Raw genomic sequence first — 12,560 nt, 5'->3', positions numbered from 1 at the left:
TCACTCTCCATGGCCTACTCGATGATGATGCGCGGCGCGGGCCGACCGGCCGCGCCGATGCCGGACCAGACGCTGCGCGCGATGTCTATATAGTGCCTGGCGTGCACCCCGTCAGGTTCGGTCGCGACCACGGGGCGTCCGTCGTCCGAGGTTTCGCGCAGCTGCATGGTGAGCGGAATCTCGCCGAGGAAGGGAATGCCTACCTTTTTCGCCTCACCTCGCGCGCCGCCATGGCCGAAGATTGCCGTCACGCGGTTGCAGGCCGGGCAACAGAAGTTCGACATGTTCTCGATCAAGCCGAGCAGGGGCACATTGACCCTGCGGAACATGGCGATGCCGCGCCGCGCATCGAGCAGCGCCAGGTCCTGCGGCGTGGAGACGATGATCGCACCGGTCAACGGCGTCTGCTGCGCCATCGTAAGCTGCGCGTCACCGGTGCCGGGCGGCAGATCGACCACGAGCACGTCCAGTTCGCCCCAGGCGACCTCGCGCAGCATCTGCGTGATCGCCGACATCACCATCGGTCCCCGCCAGATCATCGCAAGGTCTTCGTCGACGAGGAAGCCGACCGACATCACCTTGACGCCGAAGCGCTCCATCGGCTCCAGCTTGCGCTCGGCAGTCATGCGTGGCTTCCCGCGCAGGCCGAACAGTTTTGGCTGCGATGGGCCGTAGACGTCAGCATCGAGAATGCCGGTCTTGTGACCCAGCGCAGCGAACCCGAGCGCCAGATTGCACGCAGTCGTCGATTTGCCGACGCCGCCTTTACCCGACGCAACTGCGATCACGTGCTTGATGCCGGGAATGCCCGGCGCGCGCGAGGTCGCCTGCGGCGTTGGATGCGGGTGGGTGACAGACAACAAAGGTCTCCGAGATAGGCGCTACGATCCGATCGGATCGTCTTTCTTCTGTTTACGCGCAAGCAGGTAGTCGTCCGTCGTCATGACCGGCGGACGCTGCGGCGCGGCGTGCGGATCAAAGCTCTCGTTGACCACAGCTTCCACGCGGCAATCCGCGCACATCTTGATGACGTCCAGCCGCCGCGCATTTGCGCCCTGGAACATCCAGTGCTTCTCACCGAGCTTGCCGAGCACGCGCTCGATCGAGCTCTTCGTGCCGAACGGCTTGCCGCAGGTGATGCAGTTGAAAGGTTCTTCTTCCTTCAGCACGCGCGGCGGTTCGCTCCATGCCTTGAAATCGAGGCGCGGTTGCAGCGTGATGACGTCTTCCGGGCAGGTCTGCTCGCAGAGGCCGCATTGCACGCAGAGGCTCTCGGTGAAGCGCAGCATCGCGCGGTCGGGGTTGTCGCCGAGTGCGCCGGTCGGGCAGGCGGTGACACACGCCTGGCAGAGCGTGCAGCCTTCGACATCGAGCTTTACGCCGCCGAACGGCGCGCCGGCGGCGAGCGGAACGACGTCGACCGGTGCGGGTGCAGCCCGATGCAGTTCGCGATACGTCGTCTCGAGCACGCCGCGCTTGGCGCCGCGCGGGACGAAGCTCGCAGGCCTTTCGGTTGCGCTGCCGGCCGGCGCCGCATCGAGCGCTACGCGCAACTGGTCCGGATCGTCGGTCTCGATGATGCGTACGACGCCGGCGCCATAGCCGAGCGCCGTCACAATCGTCTCCGTCAATTCCGCAGCTCGCCTCAAGCCCGCGATGTCATGCTTCGGCTTTGCGCGCGTCAGCAACGCTGCGCCGGCGCCGCCATCGGCAAATACCGCGGCGAGCGTCTCGGGCCCAAGCTGCGTCACCTCATTGACGAGCATGGGAAGCACGTTGGCGGGAAGGCCGTCGCCGAAGCGTGCGAGCGCGTCGATCAGCGCTTCACCATGGACGCTGTCGTGAAACAGAACCACCGGGTTGCTGCCGCCTGCGTTGCGATAGGTTTGAAGCAGCGTCCGCAGACGGCGCATCAGGGCGTCTGCCGACGGTAGCGCGTAGGCGGCGGCGCCTGTCGGGCAGGCGGATGCGCAGGCGCCGCAGCCCGCGCAGATCTGCGGGTCGATGGCGACGCTGTCGCCGTTCGGCGTGATAGCGCCGGTCGGACACAGGTCGAGGCAGCGCGTGCAACCGGTGATATTCGAGCGCGAATGCGCGCAGAGTGATTCGTCGAAATGGATGAAGCGCGGCTTGTCGAAGGTGCCGACCAGATTGGCGGCATCCGCAATGGCGCGTTCGACGCCGGCGCAGTCCGCCGGATCGGCGCGCAGGTAGCCCGACCGCAGGTCATGCGCCGGAAACATCGGCTGGCTGCCGCTCAGATCAAGAATGAGATCGCAGGTGGATGTCACGCCGTCGCGGGACGGCCCGAACATCAGCTTCGCGCGCGAGGACGGTTGCGGGATCGCGTAGCCGTCGATCGCAAGCTCGAACTTGCCGAGGAAGCCGCGCGCGTTACGCACGGTGCCTTTCAACACCGGAAACTGATTGACGCGGCGCGGTGTTATATCGCCGGGCGTCGTCAGCAGCACGGTGATGTCCAACCGGTCGGCGAGACGTTCCGCTGCTTCGACGGCAACCTCGTCGCGCCCATAGATGAGAACGACGCCGTTGCTCTCGAGCGTTACCAGGGCGACCGGCGGCATCTCTTCGGCCGCAGCCGCAATCAGCGCCGCCATCTTGGGTCCGGCTGCCTCTGCATCGCTCGACCAGCCAGCGGTCTCGCGGACGTTGACGAAGGTCGGCGTTGGCCGCGCCAGCTCTTCGGCGACCTCGCTGAACAGCGGCGCTTCCTGTGTACACGCGATCGTGATCTTGCTGTCGGGTGTGAGCGCTGCTTTGAATTGCGTGAGATCGGTGCCACACAACTGGTTCGCCAGCGTGAGATGGGCGGAACACGCGCGGCTGATCGTCTGCGCGTCGAGCGGCATGCTCTTCTCGCAACTGCAGATGAACAGATGCGGTTGCTTTCCCTGCGCCAACGCAGCATCTCCCTTCGCGCCTCTTCTCGCGCGTGCGAAGCCCGCGGTTTGTCGGACGCGATCTTGACCCAGATAGCATAGACCGCCCAAATACAAAGGGCGTAGGGAAAATTTCTTCAGATGATGATTTCGCGCGCAGCATTCGCGGATCAGTCGCTCGATCTGCCCCCGGGCTATACTTTGGTCGCACTGCGCGAGCACGGCGACGCCTTCGCCCATGCCTGCACGATCGCGACCCAGTCAGGCGCCGGCACACTGGTCTGGGTGCGACGCTACGATCTCGTCGAGTTTGCCGTGGTGCTGGAACCGGAGGAGCCGCTGCGCTCGGCGCGCCGCGCGCTGTTTGCCGGAATGAACGCGGTTGGCGATGCCATTGCCGCGCATTGTCCGCCCGAACGCGAAGTGACCTTCTCGTGGCCGGATACCGTCATCTTCGACGGCGGACTGCTGGGCGGAGGCCGCCTTGGTTGGCCGCCGGATTGCGCGGAAGCCGGCGTGCCGGCCTGGCTCGTCTTCGGCGCCATGCTGCGGGCCGCCGACATGGCGCATCTCGATGAGGTGCAGTCGGCATCGGGCGTGTCGCTGCTCGGTGAAGGTTTCCAGATGATCGAGACCGACGCCATCGTCGAGAGCTTCGCGCGCCACCTGATGACCGGATTCGACCGCTGGGGCGAGCGCGGCTTTGCGCCGGTCGCGCGGGACTATCTTCAGCGGCTGCCAAAGGGCAAGGCGGGGGAGCAGCGCGGCATCGACGAGAACGGCGATCTCCTGCTCAACCTGCCGGCGAGCCGCGCGCCGCAACGCGTTGGGCTCGTCGATGCGCTGGCGAAAGTCGCGTGGTACGATCGCGAGCACCGTGGCCCGAGGTTGGGATTAGAACGGCCATGCTGAAACTGCCGCGCACGATCAGGCTCGATCCTTCCGACACGTTCGTGTTCGAGCGCGCAGCCGAGCCTGGAGAATGGGCGGTCTCGGGTGCGTTCGTGTTCTTCGACTGCGATCCGGCGGCACTTGAGCAGAAGCAGCGCGTCGCTTTGCGTTCGGGATTTCTCGGAATCGAAAGCCTCGGCTGGTCGACGCTCGCAATCGTTACCGAGGCTACGGAGGCGGAAAAGGATGCGGCGGTTGCGCGGCTGGCGGCGCAACTGCTGGCGAGATTCGGCGCGCCCGATGCGGACGCCGCGCGAGCTGCCGCGGAAGCGGAGGTCGCGTTCGCCGCGTCGCTTTGCGATCATGCGCCGCAGACATTGCTCGCAGTTCAACGCGCGGTGGAAGACGGGGGGATCCGCGAACGTTTCCGCACTTTGCGGCCGCGCGAAATGGTGGCGGGCGGCGACGGACTGCATGCGCATGCGCGGGCATTCACATTCCATGAGGTCGAGGGTGTCGAAGACGAGGTCGAGCAAGTGGATCTGCGCGGACTGATCGAGGCGGACCGCAAATGAGAGAATTCTGGGTTGCATCCGGCCATCACCTGACGCGACGCGCCGACCACGGCGGTCTCATCGTCACGCCGGAACTCGTCATGGCTTATCTGGCGCGGCCCGAATTGATGCCGCCGGATGATGCCTGCGAGGCCGAGCGGACTCTGCACGCAAGTCTGATGGCCGATCCGTTCCGTCCCGTCGCCCGGTCCGAGATCGCAGCGCTTGCCGATCCGGATGCGCGCGAGAACTGGACCTTCATGGTCGCGTTTCGCGATCGGCTCGTTGCGGCGCCGTCACTGGAAGCGCTGTATGTGGCGCTTGCGCGCAAGGGGGCCTCCGACCTGCCGCCGATCTTTCTGTCGCAGCTTGCCCACTTGATTCTGCGCAATGCGCTCGAGGGCTGTGAGGACCCATACGTGCTGCGCGCTGCCGAGCTGTTCTATCGCAGCCAGAAGGCAGCGATGCACGAAGGCGCGCTGTTGCTCGCCGACGCAGAGACGGTAGAGAGTCAGGAGCACGCCCGGCACGATCTGCATGCCTCGCCGCTATCCGCGATGTTGCAGCCGCAGGCGTTCGGCGAAATGGACGTGATGGACGACGAGAACGCCTGGACCTACTGGTCGCGCTCGGATGCGCACGCAATGGCGATGAATCTCGGCAGCAATCCGAATGCTCGCGCGGGACTGTGTCGTGCGATCGAGCGGTGGATTTCCCACCTGACGGGCGTGACCACGACGGTCGAGATCGTCGCCTCGATCGAGGACCGTGACTGGCGCTGGTTCATCGGTCTCGACAGCGAGGGCACGCGGATTGGCAACGCGTTGTGGAACGGTGAGCGGTTGAGCGCGGACGCTGCCGAGCGGGTCATCGCCTTGATGCGGCTCGGCATCGCCGACGCCGCGCTTGTGGATCCGCGGGTTAGTGAGAAGCCGGTCTATCTTATTCTGGCCATGGACGCGGACAGGATTGTGCGATTCAAGCCGCAGAACCTGATCGCGGGCTTGCCGCTGGCCGCAGGGCAGGCGGCATGATCAAGGCAACGGGCTAAAAGCATGACTCAGTCATCGCGCGAAGTCGGAGTTGTGGTGCGCCGCCGGGCAGTCGACAATCCGTGGGTCGACCACGTGTGGGCGCCAGTAATGCTGCTCGAGCAGGTGCCGGAGACTGCGCCGTGGAGCACATTGGCGAGCGAGGACGGCACGACGCTGTACTATGCGGGGTCGGCGAATATCGACCTGTTCAGCGCGGAGACTGCCAACTATCGCGACAACCTGATGGACGGTGAGCCGCGCGTGTGGGTTGCCCTGCGTCAGCAGGGTGGCGGCGCAGAGCTTGAACTGACCAAGGTCACGGCCGATCCGACGGAAGGTGAAGCGCTGTTCGAGAGCGGCACCGAGGTGATCGGTACGGTGCCAATGCCGCCGGAGATCGCGGCGTGGATCGCCGCGTTCGTCGACGCGTTTCATGTCGAGCGGGTGTTCCAGAAGCGCAAGCGCGATCGTGCCAACCTGGATCGCCGGCGTGGACCGGACCGCGCATGAGCCCGAAAAGTACGGAGGTATCCGGGACGAGATCATGCGCAAACCGAAGCAGAATGACGGGAGCGGCGGATGAGCGAGGACGAGAAAGGCTTTCTCGCACGCTGGTCGCAGCGCAAGCGCGATGCCGGCAAGCTGGACGTCGACGTAGAAAAGCGCGATGCGGCAGCGCAAGAGGCGGAAGCGGCGCCTCCAGGCGACGCCGAACCGCCGTTTGATCTTGCAAGCCTGCCAAAGCTCGAGGACCTGACGGCTGACACCGACATGTCGGTGTTCTTCCGCAAGGGCGTTCCCGACAGTATTCGCAATGCGGCGCTGCGAAAATCCTGGGCGCTTGATCCCGCAATCCGCAACTACGTCAATCCCGCGCTCGACTACGCCTATGACTGGAACACCCCAGGCGGGGTGCCGGGCGCCGGCGAACTCGCGCCGGGCACCGATATCGCGCGCATGGTGTCGCAGGTCATGGGCATGGGGGACGCATCCGCGCCGGCAGTGCAAAAGGCTGTGGACGCGGAAGGAGACGCGGGCTCAGGAGAGGTTGCTTCGGAGGAGGCCGCCGGGTATGTGCCGGCGCCTGACGCACAGGCGCCATCGGTTAGATTGTCCGACACGGGCGAGGACGCCGATCGCAGAGGTACGGCGGCGGACGACGAATCAGATCGCCCGCAAGATGCGCTGGGCTCTTTTGCATCGCAACAAAATTCGCGCCGGCACGGCAGCGCGCGGCCGAAGTAACGAGCACATCGCTAAGACCTTGTGGCGCCATAGCTAAGACCTATGGCTACTAGCTTTTGGAAATAGACCAGTTCTAAACTGTCGGGAAAGGGTTCGGATAACAGACGCTTAGTTCGGTTCTGAACGAAGTTGGTCCAGCTCAAGGGCGCGTTTGCGGGGATATGGCCTAGACGATGCGGGACATTGGACTAGAGCAGGCCATCCAGGCTGCCGGCGGCGTAGCGTCTCTTGCGCGCGCGATCGGCATAGCCCAGCCCTCTGTGTCCAACTGGTCGCGAATTCCAGCCGAGCGCGTGCTTGCAGTCGAAGCGCTGACCAATGTTTCCCGCTTCATCCTTCGTCCCGATATCTACGGCAATGCGAACGATGCCGTGCCGATGACCGGACAATCAGACGATATCGACGAGATCGACCAGCAGCGCGCCGCCGAATACGGATTGCTCGCGCTGCTGCTCGGCAAGGCACCCGACGCCGACACACTTTCGCGCATTGCGACGTTGAAGGGCGACGCATCCGAGTTCGGCATGGCGCACATCGAATTGGCGACGGCGGCGGCCTCTGTGGGCGATGACGCGATCAGCAACGAGTTCTTCAACCTCTTCGTCGGTGTCGGTCGCGGCGAAGTGCTGCCCTACGCCTCGTATTATCTGACCGGCTTTCTGCATGAGCGGCCACTGGCGCGTGTGCGCGAGGACCTCGACCGGCTTGGCATCGCGCGCGCTGACGCGGTCGGCGAGCCGGAGGATCACATTGCAATCCTGTGCGAAGTGATGTCCGGCCTCGCCGGCGGCCTGTTCGAGGCCGACTTCGCCGAACAGGCAAAATTCTTCGAACGTCATCTGCGGCCCTGGGCGGCGCGGATGTTCGCCGACCTCGAGCAGTCGAAGTCGGCGGCGTTCTACCGCCCGGTCGGCCGTGTCGGCCGCATCTTCATGGAGTTGGAATCGGAGGCGTTCGCGCTGTCCTGACGGACGCGGGCGCGAACAGATTCGACGGGAGGACATCGCGATGAGCAAGCAAACCGGCAGCAAAGCTTCTGACGCCAAGGCGTCGGACCGCGCGCGCCTCAACCGGCGCGGCTTCTTCCTGCTTGGCGGCTCGGCCGCTGCCGCCGCCGCGGTACCGCTCGCAGCAAAGGCCGACAGTGAAACGGGCGCCGAGAAAACGAAGGCGCGCTACCGCGAGACCGAAGAAGTCAAGACATTCTATCGCGTCAACCGCTACTGATGGATGCACGCCCATGTTGATGAAGCGAAGGGAAGGATCGGCGGGCCGGGCGCGTCTGCAGGGCGTCGCCGCGGGCCTCGCATCAGGCGTTCTTGACCGCCGCACGTTTCTGCGCCGCTCCGGCCTTGCCGCCGGCGGCACTGCAGCGCTCGGCCTGCTGCCGCCTGGTAGTGTGCGCAAGGCGGAAGCCGGGCCGCAGATCATCGGCGCGCCGACGGAGATCAGAAAGAACGTCTGCACGCACTGCTCAGTCGGCTGCACTGTGATCGGCGAAGTGCAGAATGGCGTCTGGGTCGGCCAGGAGCCCGGCTGGAACAGCCCGATCAATCGCGGTTCGCACTGCGCCAAGGGCGCGTCGGTGCGCGAGCTGGTGCATGGCGACCGGCGCCTGAAATATCCGATGAAGCTCGTCAACGGCGAGTGGCAGCGGCTCTCGTGGGATCAGGCGATCAACGAGATCGGCGACAAGATGCTCGAGATTCGCGCGAAGTCCGGCGCGGACTCGGTCTACCTGCTTGGCTCGGCGAAGTTCTCCAACGAAGGCGGCTATCTGCTGCGCAAGTTCGCGGCCTTCTGGGGAACCAACTCGATCGACCACCAGGCGCGCATCTGTCATTCCACCACCGTCGCAGGTGTCGCGAACACCTGGGGCTATGGCGCGATGACGAACTCCTACAACGACATGCGCAACTCGAAGACCGTCATCTTCATGGGGTCGAACGCCGCTGAAGCCCACCCGGTGTCGCTGCAGCACATCCTGACCGGCAAGGAGCTCAACCGCGCGACCGTGTTCGTGCTCGATCCGCGCTTCACGCGGACGGCCGCGCACGCGACCGAGTATGTGCGCTTCCGCGGCGGCACCGACATCGCCGTGATCTGGGGCATGCTGCATCACATCTTCGCCAACGGCTGGGAAGACAAGCAATTCATCGCCCAGCGCGTGTACGGCATGGATCAGATCCGCGCCGAGGTCGCCAAGTGGACCCCGGACGAAGTCGAGCGCGTTACCGGCATTCCCGGAGAGCAGCTCAAGAAGGTCGCCGAGACCTTCGCCAAGCAGAAGCCGGCAGCGTTCGTCTGGTGCATGGGCGGCACGCAGCACACGATCGGCACTGCCAACGTCCGCGCCTATTGCGACCTGCTGCTGGCGACCGGCAATGTCGGCTCATACGGGTCCGGCGCCAACATTTTCCGCGGCCACTGCAACGTGCAGGGCGCGACCGATATCGGCCTCGATATCACCTCGCTGCCCCTCTACTACGGCCTCGTCGAAGGCGCCTGGCGACACTGGGCGCGCGTCTGGGAGGTGAGCTACGACTTCCTGCAGTCGCGCTTTGATGAAGTGCCGGCCAAGGCCGGACGACCTGCGCGCACCCGCAAGCAGAACATGGAATTGCCGGGTATTCCCTGGACCCGCTGGTTCGACGCGACACTCGCCAAGCCCGACGACGTCGATCAACGCGACCTCGTGAAAGGCGTGGTCGTGATGGGGCATGGCGGCAACACCATTCCCCGCATGACGGAGATGGTGAAGGGGCTCGAGGCGCTCGAGCTGCTCGTGGTCGCAGATCCGCACCCGACCACGTTCGCTGCGATTTCGAACCGCAGGAACGGCACCTATCTGCTGCCGGCCTGCACCCAGTTCGAGACCTCAGGATCGCGCACCGCTTCAAACCGCTCGCTGCAATGGGGCGAGCAGATCGTCAAACCGATCTTCGAATCGAAGGACGATTACGAGATCATCTACCGTCTGTCGGAGAAGCTCGGCTTTGCGGACCAGATGTTCAAGAACATCAAGGTCGAGAACAAGCGGCCGGAGCCCGAGGACCTGCTGCGTGAGATCAACCGCGGCGGCTTCTCGACCGGCTATTCCGGTCAGTCGCCCGAGCGGCTGAAGGCGCATATGAAGTACCAGGACAAGTTCGACCTGGTGACGCTGCGCGCCAAGGCGGACGAGCCCGAGATCGGCGGCGATTATTACGGCCTGCCGTGGCCATGCTGGGGCACGCCACAGATCAGGCATCCGGGCACGCACACGCTCTACAACACCAACCTGCACGTGAAGGACGGCGGCGGCACATTCCGCGCCCGCTTCGGCGTCGTTTACGAAGAGAAGCAGCCGGACGGATCGGTGAAGCCTGTGAACCTGCTGTCGGAAGGCTCCTACAGCGTCGGCTCGGAGATCACCGATGGCTATCCCGAGTTCACCTACGGCGTGCTGAAGAAGCTTGGCTGGGACAAGGATCTCACCGAAGCGGAGCTTGCCACGATCAACCGGATCGGCGGCAACAACCCGGACGCCGTCGGCTGGGCCGTCGACCTGTCGGGTGGCATCATCCGCGTGACGCTCGAACATGGCGTGATGGCTTACGGCAACGGCAAGGCACGTGCGGTCGCCTGGAATCTGCCCGATCCGGTGCCGGTGCATCGCGAACCGATCTACACGGCCCGACCCGATCTCGTTGCCAAGTATCCGACGCGGCCGGACGCGCGCGAATTCCGGATGCCCAATATCGGCTTCTCGATTCAGAAGGCGGCAGTGGAGAAGGGGCTCGCCAAGCAGTTTCCGATCATCCTCACCTCCGGCCGTCTGGTCGAATATGAGGGTGGCGGCGAGGAGACGCGCTCCAACCGGTGGCTCGCCGAGTTGCAGCAGGACATGTTCGTCGAGATCAATCCGGCCGACGCCGCCGAGCGCGGCATAAGGGACGGCGGCTGGGTGTGGGTCACGGGGCCGGAAAACGGTTCGAAGACGCGGGTCAAGGCTCTCGTCACCGAACGGGTCGGCAAGGGCGTCGCGTTCATGCCGTTCCACTTCTCCGGCTGGTTCCAGGGTGTCGATCAGCGCAGCAAGTACCCGAAGGGCAATGATCCGATCGTGCTCGGCGAAAGCGTCAACACGATCACGTCCTATGGCTACGACCCGGTGACCGGCATGCACGAAGGCAAGGTCACGCTTTGCCAGATCGCAACGGCGTGATGAGGAGATCAGACAATGGCCCGCGTCAAATTCCTGTGTGATGCCGACCGTTGCATCGAATGCAACGCCTGCGTCACGGCCTGCAAGAACGAGCACGACGTGCCGTGGGGTATCAACCGCCGCCGTGTCGTTACCATCAATGACGGAAAACCGGGCGAACGCTCGGTGTCGATGGCCTGCATGCACTGTACCGATGCGCCGTGCGCGGCGGTCTGTCCGGTGTCGTGCTTCTACACCACGGCAGACGGTGTCGTGCTGCACTCGAAGGATCTGTGCATCGGCTGCGGCTACTGCTTCTACGCTTGTCCGTTCGGCGCGCCGCAGTACCCGAAGGTCGGCAACTTCGGTTCGCGTGGCAAGATGGACAAGTGCACGTACTGTGCGGGTGGTCCGGAAGCAGATTCCACGCCGGCCGAGTACGCCAAATATGGCCAGAACCGTCTGGCCGAAGGCAAGCTGCCGATCTGCGCGGAAATGTGCTCCACCAAGTCCTTGCTCGCCGGCGACGGCGCGATCATCGCCGAGATCTACAAGGAGCGTGTGATGAAGCGCGGTTACGGCAGCGGCATGTGGGGTTGGAAGACCGCCTACAGTGATTCACCCACCGGCTAGGGCGAATGCCGCCGGAAACTGGAAGGTCATAGCGCCGATGCCCAGTGTCGTTTCACATCTCAGATCGATCCTCGCGCCGCTTTGCCTTGCATTCGCGCTGATGTTCGCCGTCGCTGCGCCCGCGGCCGCCCAGCTCTCGTTCAAGCCCACCGACCAGGCGGTGCACGAAGACAAGCTGCTGGAGGCGCTGAAGGCCGGCGAGAAGGTCACCGGACGCATCACTATTCCTGACCGGATGGCGGCGAGCCTCATCCAGCCCGCAGGGCGCGAATGGCGCGACTTTCAGCGCAGCATGCTGCCCTGGATCGGTGGCATTGCGATCATCGGCATGACGGTCCTGCTCGCGGCGTTCCTGTTGATACGCGGCCGCATCCGCATCGAGAAAGGATTCTCCGGCAGGACGATCCTTCGCTTTGCGAGCTTCGAGCGCTTCATGCACTGGGTGACCGCGACCTGCTTCATCATCCTCGGCCTGTCGGGCCTGAACATCAGCTTCGGTCGCTCGCTGCTGCTGCCGCTGATCGGTCCGGAAGCGTTTTCCATGCTGACGCACTGGGGCAAGCTCGCGCACAACTACCTCGCGTTTCCGTTCATGCTCGGCATCGCGACCATGTTCGCGGTCTGGGTGAAGGACAACATCCCGTCCAGGATGGACTGGAACTGGATCAAAGCGGGCGGCGGCCTGTTGCGCAATGGACAGCATCCGCCGGCGAAGCGCTTCAATGCCGGCCAGAAGGGAATCTTCTGGATGGTGATCATCGGCGGGGTGCTGATGTCGCTGTCCGGCTGGTTCCTGCTGTTCCCGTACCAGGCGGGCGACGTCACCAGCCTGCAGATCTGGACGGTGGTCCACGCGATTGTCGCGCTCTTGTTCATCGCCGGCATCCTGGCCCACATCTATATCGGCTCGGTCGGCATGGAGGGCGCGTTCGACGCCATGGGAACCGGCCAGGTCGACGTCAACTGGGCCAAGGAGCACCATGCGCTCTGGGTCGAGGAAGAGCAGGCGAAGGGCCGGACGCCAGCGGGAGCGCCGCCCCGGGGCATGCCTGCCGAGTAGCGGGCCATCGATCAGATTAGGTATGCTCGCCCGTCCGGCTTGCCGGGCGGGCTTTGC

Annotated in this window: 11 protein-coding genes and 1 pseudogene; 10 read left to right on the top strand and 2 right to left on the bottom strand. The window is 64.6% G+C overall.

Annotated elements, in window-relative coordinates; translation table 11 throughout:
• Nucleotides 1-14: 14 nt before the first annotated feature.
• Nucleotides 15-845, bottom strand: a pseudogene (locus tag RCO31_RS27310) (Mrp/NBP35 family ATP-binding protein); the annotation flags it as partial.
• 36 nt (nt 846-881) lie between these two features.
• Nucleotides 882-2,870, bottom strand: a complete 1,989-nt coding sequence (locus tag RCO31_RS27305) for a 4Fe-4S dicluster domain-containing protein (protein ID WP_308971552.1) — start codon at nt 2,868-2,870, stop codon at nt 882-884.
• Nucleotides 2,871-3,041: 171 nt separating this feature from the next.
• Between RCO31_RS27305 and RCO31_RS27300 the strand changes: the two genes are divergently transcribed.
• The 10 genes from RCO31_RS27300 (at nt 3,042) to RCO31_RS27255 (ending at nt 12,503) form a co-directional block, all read left to right on the top strand.
• Nucleotides 3,042-3,812, top strand: coding sequence for a biotin/lipoate--protein ligase family protein (locus tag RCO31_RS27300; RefSeq protein WP_308971513.1), 771 nt, complete (start codon nt 3,042-3,044; stop codon nt 3,810-3,812).
• Nucleotides 3,806-4,366, top strand: coding sequence for a DUF6505 family protein (locus tag RCO31_RS27295; RefSeq protein WP_308971512.1), 561 nt, complete (start codon nt 3,806-3,808; stop codon nt 4,364-4,366). Before RCO31_RS27300 ends, RCO31_RS27295 begins: the two co-directional genes overlap by 7 nt.
• Nucleotides 4,363-5,379, top strand: coding sequence for a DUF6352 family protein (locus RCO31_RS27290; protein ID WP_308971511.1), 1,017 nt, complete (start codon nt 4,363-4,365; stop codon nt 5,377-5,379). The genes RCO31_RS27295 and RCO31_RS27290 overlap by 4 nt, the downstream gene beginning before the upstream one ends.
• Before the next feature lie 21 nt (nt 5,380-5,400).
• On the top strand, nt 5,401-5,889 hold the full coding sequence (locus tag RCO31_RS27285) for a DUF3305 domain-containing protein (RefSeq protein WP_308971510.1): 489 nt from the start codon (nt 5,401-5,403) through the stop codon (nt 5,887-5,889).
• Between the two features lie 69 nt (nt 5,890-5,958).
• Complete coding sequence (locus RCO31_RS27280; RefSeq protein WP_308971509.1) at nt 5,959-6,624, top strand: DUF3306 domain-containing protein; 666 nt, start codon at nt 5,959-5,961, stop codon at nt 6,622-6,624.
• A gap of 173 nt (nt 6,625-6,797) precedes the next feature.
• Nucleotides 6,798-7,592, top strand: a complete 795-nt coding sequence (locus RCO31_RS27275) for a Cro/CI family transcriptional regulator (protein WP_308971508.1) — start codon at nt 6,798-6,800, stop codon at nt 7,590-7,592.
• A gap of 40 nt (nt 7,593-7,632) precedes the next feature.
• Nucleotides 7,633-7,851, top strand: a complete 219-nt coding sequence (locus RCO31_RS27270; RefSeq protein WP_308971507.1) for a hypothetical protein — start codon at nt 7,633-7,635, stop codon at nt 7,849-7,851.
• Between the two features lie 13 nt (nt 7,852-7,864).
• Nucleotides 7,865-10,831, top strand: a complete 2,967-nt coding sequence (locus tag RCO31_RS27265; protein WP_308971506.1) for a formate dehydrogenase subunit alpha — start codon at nt 7,865-7,867, stop codon at nt 10,829-10,831.
• A 15-nt stretch (nt 10,832-10,846) separates the two neighbouring features.
• Nucleotides 10,847-11,443 carry a formate dehydrogenase FDH3 subunit beta gene (gene fdh3B / locus RCO31_RS27260; protein ID WP_308971505.1) on the top strand — a complete coding sequence of 199 codons (597 nt, stop codon included), beginning with the start codon at nt 10,847-10,849 and terminating at the stop codon, nt 11,441-11,443.
• Between the two features lie 37 nt (nt 11,444-11,480).
• On the top strand, nt 11,481-12,503 hold the full coding sequence (locus RCO31_RS27255; protein WP_308971504.1) for a formate dehydrogenase subunit gamma: 1,023 nt from the start codon (nt 11,481-11,483) through the stop codon (nt 12,501-12,503).
• Nucleotides 12,504-12,560: the final 57 nt, after the last annotated feature.

Origin of the sequence: Bradyrhizobium sp. LHD-71, assembly GCF_031157255.1 — a bacterium.
Lineage (GTDB): Bacteria > Pseudomonadota > Alphaproteobacteria > Rhizobiales > Xanthobacteraceae > P52-10.
The sequence above is the reverse complement of the archived record's forward strand: the minus strand, read 5'-3'. Positions and strand labels throughout refer to the sequence as shown.